This is a genomic window from Sphingopyxis italica (genome assembly GCF_011926545.1).
In the GTDB taxonomy this organism is placed as follows: Bacteria; Pseudomonadota; Alphaproteobacteria; order Sphingomonadales; family Sphingomonadaceae; genus Sphingopyxis; species Sphingopyxis italica.
Genome location: NZ_JAATIT010000002.1, coordinates 623,190 through 641,890, shown reverse-complemented (window position 1 = coordinate 641,890; position 18,701 = coordinate 623,190). Strand labels below are relative to the sequence as shown.

The 18,701-nt window shown below is 65.5% G+C and carries 18 protein-coding genes and 1 tRNA gene; 4 read left to right on the top strand and 15 right to left on the bottom strand.

Annotated elements, in window-relative coordinates; translation table 11 throughout:
• Positions 1-109: 109 nt before the first annotated feature.
• From GGR90_RS10775 to GGR90_RS10750, 6 genes are all read right to left on the bottom strand, one after another.
• Positions 110-185, bottom strand: a tRNA-Lys gene (locus GGR90_RS10775).
• Between the two features lie 110 nt (positions 186-295).
• Entirely contained in the window at positions 296-1,402 is a 1,107-nt protein-coding gene (gene rodA / locus GGR90_RS10770; RefSeq protein WP_167921426.1) for a rod shape-determining protein RodA, read from the bottom strand.
• Positions 1,399-3,306: a penicillin-binding protein 2 gene (mrdA, locus tag GGR90_RS10765; protein ID WP_167921425.1), complete on the bottom strand. Its 1,908-nt coding sequence runs from the start codon at positions 3,304-3,306 to the stop codon at positions 1,399-1,401. Before mrdA ends, rodA begins: the two co-directional genes overlap by 4 nt.
• 18 nt (positions 3,307-3,324) lie before the next feature.
• Positions 3,325-3,846 carry a rod shape-determining protein MreD gene (locus GGR90_RS10760; protein WP_167921424.1) on the bottom strand — a complete coding sequence of 174 codons (522 nt, stop codon included), beginning with the start codon at positions 3,844-3,846 and terminating at the stop codon, positions 3,325-3,327.
• Positions 3,843-4,748: a rod shape-determining protein MreC gene (gene mreC / locus GGR90_RS10755; protein ID WP_167921423.1), complete on the bottom strand. Its 906-nt coding sequence runs from the start codon at positions 4,746-4,748 to the stop codon at positions 3,843-3,845. Before mreC ends, GGR90_RS10760 begins: the two co-directional genes overlap by 4 nt.
• A gap of 17 nt (positions 4,749-4,765) precedes the next feature.
• Positions 4,766-5,812, bottom strand: a complete 1,047-nt coding sequence (locus GGR90_RS10750) for a rod shape-determining protein (protein WP_167921422.1) — start codon at positions 5,810-5,812, stop codon at positions 4,766-4,768.
• Between the two features lie 194 nt (positions 5,813-6,006).
• Here GGR90_RS10750 and mutL point away from each other — a divergent pair, with 194 nt between their 5' ends.
• Positions 6,007-7,809 carry a DNA mismatch repair endonuclease MutL gene (gene mutL, locus GGR90_RS10745; protein ID WP_167921421.1) on the top strand — a complete coding sequence of 601 codons (1,803 nt, stop codon included), beginning with the start codon at positions 6,007-6,009 and terminating at the stop codon, positions 7,807-7,809.
• Position 7,810: 1 nt separating this feature from the next.
• Positions 7,811-8,323, top strand: coding sequence for a hypothetical protein (locus GGR90_RS10740; RefSeq protein ID WP_167921420.1), 513 nt, complete (start codon positions 7,811-7,813; stop codon positions 8,321-8,323).
• On the opposite strand, the gene GGR90_RS10735 is transcribed toward GGR90_RS10740, so the two are convergent.
• From GGR90_RS10735 to GGR90_RS10725, 3 genes are all read right to left on the bottom strand, one after another.
• Positions 8,324-9,523, bottom strand: coding sequence for an alkaline phosphatase family protein (locus GGR90_RS10735; RefSeq protein WP_167921419.1), 1,200 nt, complete (start codon positions 9,521-9,523; stop codon positions 8,324-8,326).
• Between the two features lie 42 nt (positions 9,524-9,565).
• Entirely contained in the window at positions 9,566-11,134 is a 1,569-nt protein-coding gene (locus GGR90_RS10730; RefSeq protein ID WP_167921418.1) for an alkaline phosphatase D family protein, read from the bottom strand.
• 78 nt (positions 11,135-11,212) lie between these two features.
• Positions 11,213-11,950, bottom strand: coding sequence for a MauE/DoxX family redox-associated membrane protein (locus tag GGR90_RS10725; RefSeq protein ID WP_209023677.1), 738 nt, complete (start codon positions 11,948-11,950; stop codon positions 11,213-11,215).
• 41 nt (positions 11,951-11,991) lie between these two features.
• On the opposite strand from GGR90_RS10725, the gene GGR90_RS10720 reads away from it, so the two are divergent.
• Positions 11,992-12,396, top strand: coding sequence for a MerR family DNA-binding protein (locus GGR90_RS10720; protein WP_167921416.1), 405 nt, complete (start codon positions 11,992-11,994; stop codon positions 12,394-12,396).
• A 119-nt stretch (positions 12,397-12,515) separates the two neighbouring features.
• Here the strand turns inward: GGR90_RS10720 and ychF are convergent, their stop codons facing one another.
• The gene (gene ychF, locus GGR90_RS10715) at positions 12,516-13,613 is read right to left on the bottom strand and encodes a redox-regulated ATPase YchF (protein ID WP_167921415.1); all 1,098 of its coding nucleotides are present in this window, start codon (positions 13,611-13,613) and stop codon (positions 12,516-12,518) included.
• A gap of 129 nt (positions 13,614-13,742) precedes the next feature.
• Here ychF and GGR90_RS10710 point away from each other — a divergent pair, with 129 nt between their 5' ends.
• A complete protein-coding gene (locus GGR90_RS10710) occupies positions 13,743-14,390 on the top strand; it encodes a CAP domain-containing protein (RefSeq protein ID WP_167921414.1) in 648 nt (215 codons plus the stop codon).
• Positions 14,391-14,537: 147 nt separating this feature from the next.
• On the opposite strand, the gene GGR90_RS10705 is transcribed toward GGR90_RS10710, so the two are convergent.
• The 5 genes from GGR90_RS10705 to GGR90_RS10685 form a co-directional block, all read right to left on the bottom strand.
• Positions 14,538-16,412 (bottom strand): PhoX family protein, encoded by a 1,875-nt coding sequence (locus tag GGR90_RS10705; RefSeq protein ID WP_167921413.1) that lies wholly within the window; start codon positions 16,410-16,412, stop codon positions 14,538-14,540.
• Between the two features lie 163 nt (positions 16,413-16,575).
• Positions 16,576-16,839: a hypothetical protein gene (locus tag GGR90_RS10700; RefSeq protein WP_167921412.1), complete on the bottom strand. Its 264-nt coding sequence runs from the start codon at positions 16,837-16,839 to the stop codon at positions 16,576-16,578.
• Positions 16,840-16,910: 71 nt separating this feature from the next.
• On the bottom strand, positions 16,911-17,267 hold the full coding sequence (locus GGR90_RS10695; protein WP_167921411.1) for a hypothetical protein: 357 nt from the start codon (positions 17,265-17,267) through the stop codon (positions 16,911-16,913).
• Between the two features lie 85 nt (positions 17,268-17,352).
• Positions 17,353-17,922, bottom strand: a complete 570-nt coding sequence (gene pth / locus GGR90_RS10690; protein WP_167921410.1) for an aminoacyl-tRNA hydrolase — start codon at positions 17,920-17,922, stop codon at positions 17,353-17,355.
• 64 nt (positions 17,923-17,986) lie between these two features.
• Positions 17,987-18,628, bottom strand: coding sequence for a 50S ribosomal protein L25/general stress protein Ctc (locus GGR90_RS10685; RefSeq protein WP_167921409.1), 642 nt, complete (start codon positions 18,626-18,628; stop codon positions 17,987-17,989).
• Positions 18,629-18,701 lie beyond the last annotated feature (73 nt).

Genomic DNA, 18,701 nt, shown 5'->3' with positions numbered 1-18,701 from the left:
TTCAGACCGAGTGATTTCTTTTACCGTTCTAATTACCGTTCTGATTCGGATTTTAGAACGGTACGACGGACCGGGTTTGGGAATTTGTCAGTGATTTCACGGGGAAGTGTGGTGGACGCACTAGGGCTCGAACCTAGGACCCGCTGATTAAGAGTCAGCTGCTCTACCAACTGAGCTATGCGTCCACTGCCGGTTTCCGGCACTCACGAAACCGGGGAAAGTCCCCCGCGTCGTGAAGAGAGCGGCCCGCTATCATGGTGCGGAACCCTTGGCAATGGTCTTGCCGAATTTTTTATCAATGAAAGCGGCGGCTGCCCGTTTTGCTGTCGTTTTCGATCGCGAGAATGATCCCGACGCACGTCATGATCGTCAGCATCGACGAGCCGCCATAGGAGAAGAGCGGCAGCGGAATGCCGACGACGGGCGCCAGCCCCATCACCATCATCAGGTTGATCGCGATATAGAAGAAGATCGTCATCGTGAGCCCTGCGGCGGTCAGCTGACCAAAGCGCGTCCGGGCCTTGAGCGCGACGCGCGTCGACCAGCGTAGCAGCAGGAAAAAGCCGAACAGGAGCGCGAGCCCGCCGATCAGCCCCCATTCCTCCGCCATCGTCGCGAAGATGAAGTCGGTGTGGCCTTCGGGCAGATAATCGAGGTGGCTTTGCGAACCGTTGAGGAAGCCCTTGCCGCCGATGCCGCCCGACCCGATCGCGATCTTCGACTGGCTGATGTGATAGCCGGCGCCCAAGGGATCGCTTTCGGGGTCGAGGAAGATCAGCACGCGTTTCTGCTGATAATCGTGCAGGAAGGAGAAGAAGATGGGCAAGGCGGCGATGCCCGCCGCCGCGGTGCTGCCGAACCACCAGAAGGGCAGGCCCGCGACGAACATCACCACCACCCCGCCGATCGAGATGGCAAGCGCGGTGCCGAGGTCGGGTTGCAGCATCACGAGCCCGGCGGGCAGCCCGATCATCACCAGTGCGGGCCAGAGCGCCGTGAAAGTCCGCGTGTTTCCGGGCGGCAACTGGGCGTAGAAACGCGCCAGGGCGATGACGATCGTGACCTTCATCAGTTCGGACGGCTGGAGGTTGATGATGCCCAGATTCAGCCATCGCTGGCTCCCCCCGCCGACGAAGCCCAGCAGTTCGACCGCGAGGAGCAGGACCAGTACGCCGATATAGGCGATATAGGCGAAATCCTCGAAGATGCGGATCGGGAAGCGCCCGATCACCAGCGCGACGCCGAGGAAGACGAGGAAGCGCACGCCCTGTTGCCACGCCCAGGGCGACCAGCTGCCGCCCGCGGCAGAATAGAGGACGAGCAGGCCAAAGCCGGTGATCCCGGCGAGGATGGCGATCAGTTTCCACGGGATGCGCTGGATCGCGGGGGGGACGGGGATCATTGCGGCACTCCGGGGTCGGGGTCGCTCGACGCGCCCGATTTCCACGCGGCATAGTCGCGGTCCATGCGTTCCTTGATCGAGCCGCCCCACCCGGCCTCGAGCGTTTCGAGCGCCTCCATGCCCTTTTCGCGGTCGAACAAATAGGTCATGAAATCGCGGGCGACGGGCGCCGCGGCGCGGCTGCCCCCCATGCCATGCTCGATGACGATTCCGGTGGCGTAGCGCGGGTTCACGACCGGCGCGAAGCCGACGAACAGCCCGTGATCGCGAAATTTCCATGTTCCGCTTTGACCGTTGCCGGTGCGGAGCCCGCGCACCTGCGCGGTCCCCGTCTTGCCCGCCATGGTGATGCCGTCGAGCGGCAGGCGGCTGCGCACCGCGGTGCCCGCGCCATTGACGACGAGGTCCATGCCCTGGCGCGCGACGGCGAGGGCTTCGGGCGAGAAGGGCAGCGGTTCGTTCCGGAATTGGCGGTTGACGAGGCGCGGATAGAGGCTGCGCCCCGAGGCGATCCGCGCCGCCATCACCGCGAGCTGGAGCGGATTGACGCTGACATAGCCCTGTCCGATGACCGCGTTAAGCGAGTCCGACGCGGTCCATCGCTGGTCGTATTTCCGCATCTTCCACGCGCTGTCGGGGATGGTCCCATAGCGTTGGTTGCTCCCCGCCAGCCGGAATTCCTCGCCGAGCCCGAGGAGCCGGGCGGTGGGAGCCATCGCGTCATAGCCGAGCCGGTGCGCGAGCCAGTAGAAATAGCTGTTGCAGCTTTTCATGATCGCCGACGGCATGTCGAGGCTGCCATGGGTGCCGAGGCAGCGGAAAAAGCGATTGCCGAGGCGATAGCCCCCGATGCAGGTATGGCGCTCGCTCGGATCGACGCCATGCTCGATCGCCGCGATCGCCGCCATCGGTTTCAGCGTCGATCCGGGCGGATAGAGGCCGCGCGTCGCCTTGTTGATCAGCGGCTGGTGATCGTCGGCGCGCAGCCAGGCATATTCGCTGGTGCTGATGCCGTCGGAGAAGCTGTTCGGGTCGAAGCTCGGCATCGATACAAAGGCGAGGATGTCGCCATTGTGGCAGTCGATGACCACCGCCGCGCCCGATTCGCGCCCCATGCGCCGCGCGACATATTCCTGCAGGCCGGCGTCGATCGTCAGATGAACGGTTTTGCCCTGCATGTCGGGCTGGGTGGAAAGATCGCGAACGACCTTGCCGCGTGCGGTCACCTCGACGCGCCGCGCGCCGGGCTCGCCTTTCAGCATCTCCTGGAAATATTTCTCCAGCCCGTCCTTGCCGATCTTGTAGCCGGGCGTGATGTACAGCGGATCCTTGACCTTCTGATATTCCTCTGCGTTCGGGGCGCCGACATAGCCGATCAAATGGCCGACCGCCGCGCCGGTCGGATAGTTGCGCGCAAAGCCGCGCTGCGGCGCGATGCCGGGCAGTTCGGGCAGGCGGACGAGGATCGAGCTATATTCGGCCTCGGTCATGTCTTCCTTGACCGCGACCGGCTGGAATCCCGATGCCGCCTTCAGGTCGCGGTTGATCCGCTCCATCGCGTCGCCATCGAGCCGGAGCAGCGTCTGGAGCTGCCCGAGTATCATTTCCTTGTTGTGCAGCCGGTCGGGAATGAGGTCGATGCGAAGCGAAACGCGATTGTTCGCGAGCGCCTTGCCATGGCGGTCGACGATCCAGCCGCGGCGCGGGGGCACGAGCGTCAGATTGACGCGGTTGCTTTCCGATTCGAGGACGTAGCGATCATTGTCGACCACCGAAATATAGGCCATGCGCGCCGCGAGCGCGACGCCGACCGCCGCCTGCGCCCCGCCGACGACGAGCGCACGGCGGGTGAAGGTTATGCCCCTCCAGGCTTCGGTGATCGGCGGACTCTTCTTCTTCGGCATCAGGGGATTGGGACCAGTTTATCGGCGTTTCAGGCGGAAATTGTCAAACTTGCCGGTCAGGCGCATGAACAGCGGCACGAGCAGCGCCGAGATGATGATCTGCGGCAGAACGAGGGCGAGCACTTTGCCGGGCTCCGCCTGCGGATGGGTGATCAGCGCGGCGAGCGACTGGATGATCGCGACCAGCAGCGCGGCGATCGCCCAATCGTGGAAAAAGCCGCGCCAATAGATGCGCTGCGACGAATAGGCGATCGCGATACTCGCGAGCGTCCACAGCCCGACCGCGGTGCCGATCGGCGCGCCGCTGAACAGATCGTCCCACAGGCCGAGCGGCAGGCCGATCCACACCGGCCACATTTCGGAGCGGAGCAACTGCCAGCACAGGAAAAACAGCAGGCCGAGCGGCGGCAGCACCGGCGAGTTGGCGATGAGCGGCAGCATCAGCGGCAAGGCCGAAGCGAACATCACGCTCGCGATCGGTATGACGCGCATCCGCCACAGCGATGCCGGTTCGCCGAGGCGCGGCCCCTTCTGGTTCATGGCGCGCCGGTGGGGGCAGGGAGGGGTGCGGGCGCCGGGCGTCCCTGGGCCTCGATATTGTCGGGGGTATAGGGGCGCAGCACCGCCACCGCATCGACCTTGCCCGGATCGGCGAGCGGGCGCGCGAGCGCGCCGTCGTGCTGGCGACGCACGACGATCGCGACGGGGATATTCGGCGGATAAAGCCCGCCGGTGCCCGACGTCACGAGGATGTCGCCCGGCTTGAACGGGTTGTTCGCGATGTTGAGCGTGCGGACGTCGAGGTCGCCGTTGCCGCGCCCGCTGGCGAGCGCGGGCAGGCCGTCGCGCGCGCGCCGGACGGGCACGATATTGTCGACGTCGGTGAGCAGCAGCACCTGCGACACCGACGGTCCGCTCGACAATATGCGACCGATCAGCCCGTCGGCGCCGCGCACCGGCTGGCCCGCGGCGACGCCCAGATTGCGTCCGATGCTGAGTAGCGCGATGCGCTTGGCGCTCGTCGAGGTCGAGGTGAGCAGATAGCCGTTGGCGAGCGCGGTCTTGTCGGTTTCCTGCAATTTGAGCAGTGCTTTGAGCTGGCGATTTTCTTCTTGCAGCGAGCTGGTCGCGACCAGCTGGCGGCGCGTATCGGCGAGTTCCTTGCGCAGCCGCCGGTTTTGCGTGCCCGCGCCGACATAGGCGCCTACCGTGTCGTCGATGCCCGAGAGCGATCCGGTCACCGAACGCGTCACGCGCGCGATCGGCGCGGTGATTTCCTGGCTCGCCACACGCAGCTGGGCGAAGCCGATGGGGTCAACGACCGACAGGATCGCCAACAACAGACCCGCCACCGCCCCCGTCACCGCAATGACATAGGCAGCGAACAGGCCATATTGGGCCTTTCGGGATTGCCCCGGACGCCGATGTGCCGGGCGGACCATGGTTCAGCGCCTTGGTATCAGGCTTGCTGCAACACGCCGCGGAAGGCGGGGTCTTCCATCGCGCGGCCGGTGCCGATCGCGACGCAGGTCAGCGGGTCGTCCGCGACCGTGACCGGCAGGCCGGTCGCATCCTTGAGCAGCTCGTCGAGCTCGGCGATCAGCGCGCCGCCGCCGGTCAGGACGATGCCCTGGTCGACGATGTCGGCGGCGAGTTCGGGGGCGGTGTTTTCCAGTGCGATGCGGACGCCCTCGACGATCGTGCCGATCGGTTCGGACAGCGCCTCGGCAATCTGCGCCTGGTTGATCGAAATTTCCTTGGGCACGCCGTTGACGAGGTCGCGGCCCTTGATGTGGATCGTCAATCCAACGCCGTCGGCGGGGATGCGCGCGATCCCGAAATCCTTCTTGATCCGTTCGGCCGTGGCTTCGCCGATCAGCAGATTATGGTGCCGGCGAACGTAAGAGACGATCGCTTCGTCCATCTTGTCGCCGCCGGCGCGAACCGACGTGGTGTAGGCGAGACCGCGTAAGCTGAGCACCGCGACTTCGGTGGTGCCGCCGCCGATGTCGACGACCATCGAACCGATCGGTTCGGTGACGGGCATGTCGGCGCCGATCGCGGCAGCCATCGGCTCCTCGATCAGCCACACTTCGCTCGCGCCGGCGTTCGACGCGGCGTCGCGGATCGCGCGGCGTTCGACGCTGGTCGAGCCCGAGGGGACGCAGATCACGATTTCGGGGCTGCGGAACGCGTTGGGCTTGCCGCCGTGGACCTTGGTGATGAAGTGCTTGATCATCTGTTCGGCGACGTCGATGTCGGCGATGACGCCGTCGCGCAGCGGGCGGATCGCCTCGATGCTGTCGGGGGTCTTGCCCATCATCAGCTTGGCGTCGTCGCCGACCGCCTTCACCCGCTTGATCCCGTTCAGCGTCTCGACCGCGACGACCGAGGGCTCGTTCAGCACGATACCCTTGCCGCGCACGTACACCACGGTGTTCGCGGTGCCGAGGTCGATAGCCATGTCTTGGGAGTTGAATTTAAGCCAGCGAGAAAAGAAGGACATCGATACTGCTTCCTGTCATCGAAGCCGCGGCCCGTCGGACCACGCCCCCTGTCGTGATTTCACCCGCGCGTCCGGTCGGCGACAGCTGCAATCAGGGGGAGATTCCGGCTCGTCCACAGGGGGTGGCTGGACAAAATGATCAGGGCTGTGCGGATGGGTCGCGATTTGCGTTCGACTGCGCTAGGAGAGCGGCCATGTCAATACGTCGCCTGCCGGAAAAGCTCGTAAATCGGATCGCGGCCGGTGAAGTGGTTGAAAGACCCGCCGCTGCGCTCAAGGAACTGGTTGAAAACGCCATCGACGCCGGTTCGACTCGCATTTCGGTGCGAATCGCCGAGGGCGGGATTTCGCGGATCGAGGTCGAGGACGATGGGTGCGGGATAACCGCCGCCGACATGGCGCTCGCGCTCGAACGCCACGCGACGTCGAAGCTGCCGACCGACGCCATCGAAGACGTCATAACGATGGGTTTTCGCGGCGAGGCGCTGCCCTCGATCGCGAGCGTCGCACGGCTGACGCTCGAAAGCCGCGTCGCGGGCGGCGACGGCTGGAAACGCGTCGTCGATAATGGCGTGGTGGCGGCCGAAGGGCCCGCGGCGCTGGCGAACGGCACGCGCGTGATGGTCGAGGATCTGTTCGCGCGCGTGCCGGCGCGGCGCAAATTCCTGCGCAGCCCGCGCAGCGAATATGCCGCCTGCCTCGACGTCGTGAAGCGGCTGGCGATGGCGCGCCCCGACATCGGTTTCACCGTCGAGCATGACGGGCGCCGCGTGCTCGATGTGCAGGGCGGGCAGGACCAGTTGACGCGCGTCGCGGCGCTGACCCAGCGCGATCTCGCCGCGAACAGCATCGGGATCGATATCGACCGCGCTGACGTGCATCTCGGCGGTGTGATCAGCCTGCCGACCTACAATCGCGGCATCGCCGATCATCAATATCTGTTCGTCAACGGGCGCCCGGTGAAGGACCGGCTGCTCGTCGGGGCACTGCGCGGTGCCTATGCCGACCTGCTCGCGCGCGATCGCCATCCGGTCGTCGCGCTGTTCCTCGACGTGCCGACGAGCGAGGTCGACGTGAACGTCCATCCGGCGAAGACCGAGGTGCGCTTCCGCGATCCGCAGCTCATTCGCGGGATGATCGTCGGGGGCCTCCGCCGCGCCCTCGACGAACATGGCTTCCGCAGCGTCCAGCGACCCGCCGAAGCCGCGCTCGCTGCATGGCAGCAGGAACCCGTCGCGCCGCCGCCGCCGACCCTGTTCGCGCATTCGCAAAGCCCGCCTGCGCCGATGTTCGGCGCCGTCGACGCGGGGACCACCGCGTTGCTGCACGACCGCATCGTCGATTTCGCGCCGCCGCGCGATGCGCTGCCGATGGGACGCGCCGAACCCGCGACCATGCCGGTCCCGGGGGCCGAAGCGCACCCGCTCGGCATCGCGCGCGGCCAGATTGCGAAGACCTATATCGTCGCCGAAGCCGAGGATGGCCTCGTCATCGTTGATCAGCATGCGGCGCACGAACGGCTGGTGCTCGAGCAACTCCGCCGCGGCATGGGCGGGCAGGCGGTGCCGTCGCAGGGCTTGCTGCTGCCCGAGGTCGTCGAACTCGACGAACCCGCGTGCGACCGGCTCGAAGCCGCCGCGCCGCAGCTCGCCGCGCTCGGGGTCGAACTCGAACGCTTCGGCCCCGCCGCGGTGATGGTGCGCGCGACTCCGGCGATGCTGGGCGCGATCGATTGCCACAAGCTCGTCACCGACATCGCCGACGATCTCGCGGGCTATGATGCGGCGCTCGGCCTCAACGAACGGCTCGAACTGGTCGCCGCGACGATGGCGTGCCATGGATCGGTGCGGGCAGGGCGGACGCTGAGCGTCGCCGAAATGAACGCGCTGCTCCGCACGATGGAGGTCACGCCGCATTCGGGCCAGTGCAACCACGGGCGGCCGACATGGGTGAAGCTCGCGATGGACGATGTCGAAAAACTGTTCGGGAGGAAATAGGATGGGGTTCCGGATCGTCGCCATGTCGCTCGCCGCGGCCTTGCCCGTGACGGTCTACGCCGCGCCCGCCTGTCCCGCAGCGCCGGTCCTGCCGCCCGAACTCGCCGGCTGGGCACGCAACGCGTTCGGCAAGACGATCTACGCCTATGGCGACGACCTCGGCGCCGGCTGGTCGCCGCTCGGCGCGGCGCGGACCGAATTGCCGCTGCACAGGTTCGAAAGCCTGCGCTACGGCGTCGCGCCCGGACGCAAGCCCGACGTCCATAAATTCGGCGGAATGATCCCGATCGACGTGAAGAAGGCGGGGCGGCTGATCGTCGCGCTCGACGCGGGCGCGTGGATCGACCTCGTCCGCGACGGCGCGGTCGCGAAATCGGTCGCGCACGGCCACGGTCCCGCCTGCTCGGGCATCCGCAAGATGATCGAATATGACGTGGCGCCGGGGCGCTATCAGCTCCAGATCGTCAACGCGCCGACCGCCTCGATCCACGCGATGGCGGTGCTGCGCGACTGATCAGGGCAGGCGTTTCACCAGCACGCCGCTGGCATCGCTGGGCAGCGGCGCGACGCCGATCAGCCGCATCAGCAGCGGATAGACCTCGATATTGTCGATCGTTCCGACGTCGCCCTTCAGCCCCGTGCCGCTCGCGACGAACAGCGCGAGCATCTCGGGATCCTGATTGTCGTAGCCGTGTGCCCCGCCCTTGACCGGCCATGCCGGCGTTCCCGCAATGATCGACCAGCCGGGCTCGGCAATACAAATGATCGCCGCGACGCGCGGATTGCGGCCATAGTGCAGCCGCTTCGGCAGCTCCTCGCGGCGGTTGCAACTCATATGGTCGTGCGGTTTCAAGAGCGCGTCATAAACGCGGTCGTCGGTCCCCGCGGCGGGCTCGATCGCCGCATAGGGCCCGGTCTCGACCGCGATGATGCTCGGCAGATCGATCAGGTCGGCCAGCTGGATCACGCGGCTCTCGTCGATCGCGCGCATCCCGTGGTCGGCGACCACCAGCAGGCGCGCGGGCTGCTCCATCGCAGCAAGGCCCGCCGTCAGCTCACCGATGCGTGCATCGACCTCGGAAATCGCGGCGTTCACTTCGGCGCTGTCGGGGCCGAACCGGTGCCCCGCATCGTCGACCGTCTCGAAATAGAGGGTAACGAACGCCGGGCGGATATCGGCGGGGCGGCGCATCCAGTCGAGGACCGCGTTGACGCGCTGCGCATAGCCGACATGCCTGTCGTAGCGCAGCCAGTCGGGCGGGCGCTGCTCGCCGATCGCGACTTCGCTTCCCGGCCAGAACATGGTCGCGCTCCGCACGCCCGCCTTGCCCGCGGTGGCCCACGCCGGCTCGGCCTGATCCCACCAGAAGGGATCGAGCGACTGCTTCGGATCGCCGAGGCTGAATTTCACCCCCGGGCGCCGCGGGTCGATCATATTGTTGCCGACGATCCCGTTGGTGTCGGGACGTTTGCCGGTGACCATCGCATAATGGTTGGGAAAGGTCTTGGTCGGGAAGGATGGGCGCAGCTTGCCATGCGCGCCTTCGTCCGCCAGCCGCGACAGGTTCGGCGTGATGCCGCGACCCAGATAGTCGGCACGAAAGCCGTCGATCGAGATCAGGACGGTGACGGGCTCGCGTTTGCCGGCTTCCTGCGCCTGCGCGGCGAACGGAATAAGCAGGGCGAGCAGCAGCAGCGAGAGAAAGCGGTTCATGCGCGCTCCGTTATGGGCCTTATGTGACCGTCCGGCGACACATCACGCCATCTTGATCCCGGCGACGTCGCGTTCGACGACGCCTGTCGCGCGCTTCGACAGGCTGTTCACCGGCGTCGTCACCTTGTCGACCACCATGAAGTGCGTCTGCCAGGCTTCGCGATTGACCTCGCAGACGACATAGCCGCGCTGGTCGTTGGCGAATTTAAGCTCGGGGTTCTGGCGCAGGAAGACGTCGGTGCCATTGCGCTGATCGCTGCCGTCGCCGCCGCTCGAAATCGAGGTCGCGACGAATTCGGCACCGACGACCTTGTCCTTGAGGACGAGATCGCCGCAGAAATTCTGATGCTCGTCGCCGGTCAGCACGACGACATTCTCAAGCCCGCCGAGCCGCGACAGCATGCGTTCGCGCGGCGCTTCATACCCCGCCCAGCTGTCGAGGTTGAGGATCTTCTCCGGTTCGTCGGGGCGCCGCCGCCGGTCGAGCGACATCATCGTCACCTGCTGCGCCAGCGCGTTCCAGGTCGCGCCGCCTTCGCCCAGATTGCGGTTCAGCCATTCCTCCTGCGCCTTGCCGAGCACCTGCTTGTCTTTGGCGAAGACGCCGGCGCAGGCGGGTTTGAAACCATCCTCGCACGGCTGGTCGTCGCGATATTGGCGCGTGTCGAGCAACTGCATCGCCATGAGGTCGCCATAGCGAAGCTCGCGGTTCAGCGCGACCATCCCGCCGCGCGGCAGCATCGAGCGGCGCACCGGCATATGTTCGTACCACGCCTGCATCGCCGCCTGCTTCTTGAGCATGAAGACTTCGGGCGGGGCCGCTTCGGGGTCGTTGCCGTCGAGTCCGAGCTTCCAATTGTCGATGTCCGAAACCCAGTCGTTGCGAATTTCGTGATCGTCGAAGCTCGAAAGAAAGGCGTGGGTGCAGCGCGCCGCCTGCAGGTCGATGTCGCCGAGCTGCTGCGCATAGGCCTGCCGGAAATCATTGACGTCGATCAGATTGCGGAAGGCGTGTTTACGCACCGGGCGGGTTGGAAGGCCCGCGTCGAACAGATAATCCTGGCTATATTCATAGATGAAGTCGCCATAATGATAGACGAAGGCGAGGTCTTCGCGCGCGAGGTGGCGATAGGCGCCGAAAAATCCGCTTTCGAAATGCTGGCAGCCAGCGACACCGAATTTCAGCGCGTCGGTTTTGGTTCCCGGTGCGGGCAAGGTGCGTGCACGTCCGCGCAAGCTGCGCTCGCCGCCGGCGGTGAAGCGGTAATAATAGGGACGGTCGGGTTGCAGCCCCGCGACCTCGACATGGACGCTGTGCGCGAGTTCGGGGCGCGCGAGTGCGGTTCCCTTGGCGACGACGTCGCGAAAGCCCGTATCGCTGGACACCTCCCAGTCGACCGGGAAGGCCGCCAGCGGCATCCCGCCGTGGCGCTCCATCGGTTCGGGCGCGAGGCGCGTCCAGATGACGAAACCGTCGCTCGCCGGATCGCCCGCCGCGATGCCGAGGCTGAACGGAAATTCGCGAAAGATGCCGCCCTCGGCGCGCAGGATCGCGGGGGCGGCAAGGCCGGCGAGGGTTGCCCCGGCAAGGAAATGGCGGCGATCGAACATGGCTGGGCTCCCCGGGGACGAATCACCGCCCCTGATAGACCAGCTATATGTTTCATCAATGGCCGATGGCGCCGCGCCTCAGAACCACATTCGCGCCATCCACAGCGCCATCGCGACCATCATCACATTCTCGGTGAGCGAGACGAAGCCCAGGGGCACCTTGCTGCTGCCGCCGACGCACGCGCATTTGATGTCGCGCTTGTCGATATAGACCGCCTTGAACACCGATACCGCGCCGATGCCGCCGATGAACAGCGCGACCGGGATCGACAGCCAGTCGAGCGCGTGCGCGGTCATCAACACGCCCGCGAGCCCTTCGGCAAAGGGATAGATGCTCGCATAGGGCACCCAGCGTTTTGCGAGCAGGTCATAGTTCAGGAACATCGTCGCGAATTTGTCGACGTCCTGCAATTTCAGCAGCGCGAGCACGATCATGCTGAACGAGATGAACCATTCGGCGGCGTGCAGCGTGAAGACGTTGCCATAGGCCGCGAAACTCGCCGCGAGCGCCATCAGAGCGGTCATCGCGAACAGCGCGATGACGGGCGTATAGCTGGTCGCGTCGGGGTCGGCGACCTTCAGCCCGAAATGACGGCGCAGATCGTCATGGCCGCCGATGCGCGCACCATCGATGAAGGTCTGCGGCGTTGTCTTGACGCCATGCTCGGCCTTGAACGCGTCGGTTTCCTCGCGCGTTGTCAGCCAGCGGTCGTTGACCGCAAAGCCGCGGCTTTCGAGCAGATGTTTTGCCTTGAGGCCATAGGGGCAGACGTGCCCGGGCATGACCATGCGATGGAGGATTGCCTGTTTCGTCATGCACCCCATATAGGCTCCGTACCATAGTACGGAGTCAAGCGATGCAATTGACGATCGGAAAATTGGCGGCGGCGGGTGACGTCGGGGTCGAGACGGTGCGCTATTACCAGCGCCGCGGCCTGATGGGCACGCCCGCGCGCAGCGGCGGTGACGGCTGGGGCGGTGGTGTGCGCCGCTATGACGAGGACGATCTTCGGCGCCTGAAATTCATCCGCGCGGCGCAGGGGGCGGGCTTCACGCTCGACGAGATCGGCGAACTGCTCGCGCTCGAGGCCGGCGACGACCGCGTCCGCGTGCGCGATCTCGCGCGTCAGCGGATCGAACTTCTCGACGAAAAGATCGCACAGATGACCGCAACCCGCGCCGCTCTCGCGCGCCTCGCCGACCAATGCGCGGCGAGCGACAAGGGGCCGTGCCCGATATTGGCGGCGTTCGAGGCAAACTGAACCCCTTCCGCTTGTGGGAGGGGCAGCGAGACTTGCGAGCTTGCTCGCTAGTCGCAGCGGGGAGGGGGTGACGTCACAGGCCCTCCCCCGACCCCTCCCGCAAGCGGGAGGGGAGAGGTTCAACTATGCAGGAAGTGCATCACGTCGCCGTCATGGACGACATAGGCCTTGCCTTCCGCGCGCAGCTTGCCCGCTTCGCGCGCCCGCGCTTCGCCGCCGAGCGCGACATAATCGTCATAGGCGATCGTTTCGGCGCGGATGAAGCCCTTCTGGAAATCGCTGTGGATTTCGCCCGCGGCTTCGGGCGCGGTGGCGCCGGTGTGGACGGTCCACGCGCGCGCTTCTTGCGGGCCGACGGTGAAGAAGGTGATCAGGTGGAGCAACTCGTAACCCGCGCGGATGACGCGCGCGAGGCCGGTTTCGTGGAGGCCCATTTCTTCGAGGAACTCGAGCCGGTCGGCCATGTCCATCGTCACCAGCTCGCTTTCGATCGCCGCCGAGACGACCACCGCCTGCGCGCCTTCGGCCGCCGCCTTGGCGAAGACCTTTTCGGAGAAGGCGTTGCCGTTCGCGGCGCTGCCTTCGTCGACGTTGCAGACATAGAGGACGGGCTTCGAGGTCAGCAGCTGCGCGGTGCGCAGCACGCGGGCTTCCTCGTCATCCTTCGGTTCGACGAGGCGCGCGGGCTTGCCGTCGCGGAGCAGGTCGAGCGCCTGGCCGAGCACCGACGCAGCGATCTTCGCTTCCTTGTCGCCCTGCGCCGCCTTCTTGGCGAAGGCGGGAACGCGCTTTTCGAGGCTTTCGAGGTCGGAGAGCAACAATTCGGTCTCGACCGTCTCGGCGTCGGCGACGGGATCGACCTTGTTCTCGACATGCTGGATGTCGTCATCCTCGAAACAGCGCAGCACATGGACGATCGCATCGACCTCGCGGATGTTGCCGAGGAACTGGTTTCCGAGCCCTTCGCCCTTCGACGCGCCGCGCACGAGGCCGGCGATGTCGACGAAGGCGAGCTGCGTCGCGATGATCTTCTTGCTGCTCGCGATGGCGGCGAGCTTTTCGAGCCGCGCGTCGGGCACCGCGACGTTGCCGATATTCGGCTCGATCGTGCAGAAGGGATAGTTGGCCGCCTGCGCCGCCGCGGTCTCGGTCAGCGCGTTGAACAGGGTGGACTTGCCGACGTTGGGCAGGCCGACGATCCCGCATTTGAAACCCATAAATACTCCGTGAGGGCCGGCCGCGGTTGAAAGAGCGCCGGTGTCGCAGCGCCCCTAGCGCCAAGTCGCGCCCGATGCCAGTCTTTGCCGTTGCGCGCCGTTCAGACTTGCGGCTTTATCGCGCGAGCTATGAACAAAGCCCGCCTTCTCGCCGCCGGCGTCCTGCTGACCTTCGGGGTGACCGCCGCCGTTGCCGCGCAGAGCCGGTTCGAGGAAGGCGTCTTCGCCGAACTCAACCGCTTCCGCAGCGACCCCGCAGGCTACGCCGACTATCTCAGCGATTATCGCCCGCGTTTCGAGGGCAAGCTCCTCATCGGCAATGACGATCGCGAGATCGACATCATGACGCGCGAAGGCGTCGCGGCGGTCGACGAGGCGATCCGCGACCTCCGCCGCGAAAAACCGCTCCCGACGCTCGCCTGGAGCAATCCGCTCGCCCGCGCCGCGGCGGATCATGTCGCGGTCCAGTCGCGCTCGGGCGCGGTGGGTCACTATACCAAGGGGCGCGGCCCAGGCGAACGGATGAAAGCCCGCGGCGGCGGCCCCTATGTCAGTGAAGTCATCACCTATGGCCACCACACGCCCGAAGGTGTCGTCGACCAGTTGTTGATCGACGACGGCGTCCCGGGGCGCGGTCATCGCCACAGCCTGCTGCGCCCGGCGCACCGCTATGCCGGGATCGCCTGCGGCCGGCATCCGGTGCACCGGACGATGTGCGTGACTTTGATGTCGCAGACGCGCGATGGCTCCGCGCCACCGCCGCCGAAGCGAAAATAGGAAGTCAGCGCGAGGCTAGCTCCCAGCATGTGTCCCCGCGAAGGCGGGGACCCATCACCCGCCGGCCCGAAATGGCACCGGCCGGTGATGGGCTCCCGCCTTTGCGGAAGCACACGGCTTTTTCACTCCAGATATTCGATCCGACAATCAGTTGCCGACCGGCTGGCTGTCGGTCCGCCGCACCACGATCGTCGACGATCGCGGCGCTTCGCCCGCGACCGGCCAGTCGCCGGTCGGGTGCTGGATGTTGACGAAGAAGGTCGTGAGGTCGGGCGTATAGGCCAGACCCGTGATCTCGCAGCCGAGCGGCCCGACGAGGAAGCGTTTCGACTGCTTGTTCTGCTGATCGACATAGAACATCGCATTGTGGCCGAAGGTGCCGTCGATCGTCGTGCCGTCGACGCCCGAACTGCCCGGAACGCTGTGATCGGTCTGCACCCACATGCGGCCCTGCGGGTCGATGCGCAGCCCGTCGGGGCTGGAGAAGGTGTCGCCTTCGATGTCGCCGACGAGATTGCTGCCGCCCGCCGCCAGCGCGGGATCGCCGGCGCTCAGGAAGATTTCCCAGCTGAACTTGGTCGCCAGCGGCGAATCGCCTTCTTCGCTGAACTTCAGGATATGGCCGTGCAGGTTGCGGATCCGCGGGTTGGCGGGATCGGCGACGCGGCGGCCGCTGTTGTTGGTCAGCGTGCAGAAGATCGCGCTGTTGTCGGGCGCGACGGTCAGCCATTCGGGGCGGTCCATCACCGTGCCGCCGGCGACGCGCGCCGCCTGCTGGCATTTGATCAGCACGTCTGCCTGGTTGTTGAAGTCGACCGTCGTCGGCGTCGGCGGCGTCGTGCTCTGGCTGGTGTTGCCCGGATCCAACGCGCCCGCGGTCAGCCCGTTCTCGCCGACGACCAGCGCGCGCCATTCGCCCGTGCCGTCGCCGTTGAAGCGCGCGACATAGAGCGTGCCGTAGTCGAGCAGGTCGGTGTTCGCCGCGCGGTTCGTGTCGCTATAGGCGCGGTCGGGGACGAATTTATAGATGCACCCCGGCGTCGTATCGTCGCCCATATAGAATGCGACGCGGCGATCGGTACTCGCCATGAAGGCCACATTCTCGTGGTTGAAGCGGCCCATCGCGGTCCGCTTGGTCGGAACCGCGAGTTCGCGCAGCGGGTCGATCTCGACCACCCAACCATAGTTGGTTTCGGGCTGCGCCGGATCGAGATAATTGTCCATCGTCTCTTCGCAGGTGAGGTAGGTGTTCCACGGCGTCCGCCCGCTCGAACAATTGTTGAGCATGCCCTTGATGCTTCCCGAGAGCAGGCCCGCGGCGGGACCGCCGGCGCGATAACTGCTGTTGCCGGTGTAGCGGCGGTTATAGGTCGATCCCGCCTGGACCGTCCATTTGCCGTCGCCGCCCTTGGCGATCTCGACGACGCCGATGCCGACCGCCGACAGCGCAATCGCCTTCTGGTCGGCGCTTGCCGCCGCGGGATCGTAATCGCCCGCCATCAGGATGTTGAAATCGGGATATTCATAATTCATCGCCAGCAGGCCGCGCGTGTTGGCATCGACCTCGGGGAGCGCGAAATATTCCATGCCGTCATGGCCGCCGCCCGCCCATTTTTCGGCGACCGCGGGGCTCGCGGGAAAACTGCCCGAATAGGGCGTCCCGGCTTCGACCGAATCGCCGGCCTTCAGCAGCACGTCGGCGGTATAGCCGTCGGGCACCGTCACCCGGTCGTCCTGGTTCGCGGCGACCGCAGCAAAGCTGATGGCGAAACTTGGCGGCGGGGTCGGGGTGGGGGTCGGCGACGGCGTCGGCGTCGGCGGGACCGTCACGATCGGGTTGCCGTCGTCGTCGCACGCCGCGAGCGCCATCGCGGGGATAACGGACAGGCCGAACAGGCCGTTCCGCAGCAGCGTGCGGCGCGTCGGATTCTCGGCCACGATCGCCTCGAGGCTGTCGGGGCCGGGAAGGCCGCCGGCTTCGCCGCGATAAGGCGCGCGGGCTTTGTCGGTAAGATGTGACATGCAGTTCCCCTGTTTTTCGGTTGGCCCCGGGACTCGATTGTCCCGGTTGGGAGGTGGCGCACCGATTGCAGAGGATGATGTCAGCCGCGTTGCTCGAACGCGTCGGTATGCAATGACTTATGTGACGGTCATGTGACGGCGGTCGGGCGTGGAGTATTGATGGTCACGCACTGCAGCGGTCGATGTCGATGGTCAGATAGTCGAAATTTCGGGGCAGTTCGATGCTGACAACAGCTCCGTCGCGAACAAGGTCCGCGATCCCGGGCGCTTTGCACAACCCGGCGGTCATCATGCGCGTCAGCTCACTATCGGTGAGGCCACCCGTCTTTACATCCTTGTGGCGGATGATCAGCCGGTTGCCTTCGGCGCGCACGGAATCGACGGTGCCGATCTTGACCTTGTCCATCATTTCGGCGGTACGCGCCACCTGATCTTCGGGACTGCTGCAAGCCGCCAGCGATGCGAACAGGAGGAACGCTATGGCCGATCGAACGCGTGTCACGGGCAATCCTTGATGCTCACGCCCGCATCTCCGCCAGCACCGGCGAATTCGATTCTGAGATCGACGTCCCTGTCGATCACGCTCCGAAATCCCGGGTCGTTGCAGACGGTGGTCGCCAGTTGCCGGTCGAAATCGGGTAATTCGAACTCAGCGGCGGGGATGCCGCTGAACGTCAGCTTGACCGTCTCTCCGTCGGCGTCAGCCGAGGCCATGGTCACGCCGTCGCCGAGATCCTTGGGTGTAATGGCATTCACGCTGGCCGCGAGAATTTCAGCGCGCTCGGCGGCTTCGCTTTTTGGTGGCGCGCAGCTGACCAGCGAACCGGCCATCGCCAGAAGGAAATATACGCGCATGATGCCCCCTTATTCCGCAGCCTCGGCGGTATGGGGAGCATGGATTGATTTTGTATAAATGCCGGCCGCGCCGAGCGCCGCGCCGCTATGGCTGCAAGCGCAGCGCCAAGTCACTCTGAAAACGCACCTCGTCGCCATCCGCCAGCCATTTCGCCTCCGCGGCGATCGCGCCGAGCAGGTCGATCAGCGGCTCCATCTCGCTCTTGTGATAATTGCCGAGGACATGGCCCGTCACGCGGTCCTTGTGCCCGGGATGGCCGATGCCGATGCGTATGCGGCGGAAATCCTCGCCGATGTGGCTGATCATGCTGCGGATGCCGTTGTGGCCCGCCGCGCCGCCGCCCTGCTTCGCCTTCACCTTCATCGGGGCGAGGTCGAGCTCGTCGTAAAAGGCGGTGACGTCCTGCGGCGTCAATTTGTAGAAATCGAGCGCGGCGCGCACGCTGCGGCCGCTTTCGTTCATAAAGGTGCCGGGCTTGAGCAGCAGGATGCGCTGCGATCCGATGCGGCCTTCCTGGATCCAGCCCTGGAATTTCTTCGCCGGAGCGGGGAAGTCGTAAAAGTCGGCGATGACGTCGGCGGCCATGAAGCCGACATTGTGACGGTTCATCGCATATTTGGGCCCGGGATTACCGAGGCCGACCCAGAGCTGCATGATACTGCCTTTCCCGGGTCTGATGGAAACGCCCCTCCCGCAAGGGGAGGGGCATTCCGAATATTCAGGCTTCTTCTGCGCCTTCGGCGGCAGCTTCTTCGCCGCTATCGACGGTCGTATCGCCTTCGCTCGACTTCATCGCCGAGGGGGCGACGATCGTCGCGATGGTGAAATCGCGATCGGTGATCGCGCTTTCGCTGCCCTTGGGCAGGGTGACGTTGCTGATGTGGATCGAATCGCCGACATCATAGCCGGTGACGTCGATCTGGATGTCGTCGGGCATCTTGTCCGAATCGCAGATCAGCTCAAGCTCGTGGCGAACGATGTTCAGCACGCCGCCGCGCTTCAGGCCCGGCGAGGCTTCTTCGTTGATGAACACCACGGGGACTGCGACGTTGACCTTGGCATCCTTGCTGATGCGCAGGAAGTCGGCGTGGATCGGGCGATCCTTGACCGGGTGGAAAGCGACGTCCTTCGGCAGGGTCCGCACCTGCTTGCCATCGACCTCGACCATCACGATCGAGTTCATGAAGTGACCCGACATCAGCTGCTTCATCAGCAGCTTTTCTTCGACATGGATCATCAGGGGTTCTTCTTTGCCGCCATAGACAACGGCGGGGACGCGGCCATTGCGACGCAGTTCACGCGAGGCTCCCTTGCCTCCCCGTTCACGCGTCTCGGCCGTCAGCACCAGCTGATCGCTCATAATATTTCTCCGAGAAACAGTTACACAGTTCCGCCACGCCTCCAGGGATGACCATGACGGAAGCCGCGGCGCT

Coding starts and splice junctions, on each gene's coding strand:
- GGR90_RS10725 (WP_209023677.1), bottom strand. CDS start 11,950: ATGACGAAACAGGCAATCCTCCATCGCATGGTCATGCCCGGGCACGTC.
- mutL (WP_167921421.1), top strand. CDS start 6,007: ATGTCAATACGTCGCCTGCCGGAAAAGCTCGTAAATCGGATCGCGGCC.
- mrdA (WP_167921425.1), bottom strand. CDS start 3,306: ATGCCGAAGAAGAAGAGTCCGCCGATCACCGAAGCCTGGAGGGGCATA.
- GGR90_RS10710 (WP_167921414.1), top strand. CDS start 13,743: ATGAACAAAGCCCGCCTTCTCGCCGCCGGCGTCCTGCTGACCTTCGGG.
- GGR90_RS10720 (WP_167921416.1), top strand. CDS start 11,992: ATGCAATTGACGATCGGAAAATTGGCGGCGGCGGGTGACGTCGGGGTC.
- ychF (WP_167921415.1), bottom strand. CDS start 13,613: ATGGGTTTCAAATGCGGGATCGTCGGCCTGCCCAACGTCGGCAAGTCC.
- GGR90_RS10705 (WP_167921413.1), bottom strand. CDS start 16,412: ATGTCACATCTTACCGACAAAGCCCGCGCGCCTTATCGCGGCGAAGCC.
- GGR90_RS10735 (WP_167921419.1), bottom strand. CDS start 9,523: ATGAACCGCTTTCTCTCGCTGCTGCTGCTCGCCCTGCTTATTCCGTTC.
- pth (WP_167921410.1), bottom strand. CDS start 17,922: ATGCAGCTCTGGGTCGGCCTCGGTAATCCCGGGCCCAAATATGCGATG.
- GGR90_RS10740 (WP_167921420.1), top strand. CDS start 7,811: ATGGGGTTCCGGATCGTCGCCATGTCGCTCGCCGCGGCCTTGCCCGTG.
- GGR90_RS10750 (WP_167921422.1), bottom strand. CDS start 5,812: ATGTCCTTCTTTTCTCGCTGGCTTAAATTCAACTCCCAAGACATGGCT.
- GGR90_RS10760 (WP_167921424.1), bottom strand. CDS start 3,846: ATGAACCAGAAGGGGCCGCGCCTCGGCGAACCGGCATCGCTGTGGCGG.
- GGR90_RS10685 (WP_167921409.1), bottom strand. CDS start 18,628: ATGAGCGATCAGCTGGTGCTGACGGCCGAGACGCGTGAACGGGGAGGC.
- GGR90_RS10695 (WP_167921411.1), bottom strand. CDS start 17,267: ATGCGCGTATATTTCCTTCTGGCGATGGCCGGTTCGCTGGTCAGCTGC.
- mreC (WP_167921423.1), bottom strand. CDS start 4,748: ATGGTCCGCCCGGCACATCGGCGTCCGGGGCAATCCCGAAAGGCCCAA.
- rodA (WP_167921426.1), bottom strand. CDS start 1,402: ATGATCCCCGTCCCCCCCGCGATCCAGCGCATCCCGTGGAAACTGATC.
- GGR90_RS10730 (WP_167921418.1), bottom strand. CDS start 11,134: ATGTTCGATCGCCGCCATTTCCTTGCCGGGGCAACCCTCGCCGGCCTT.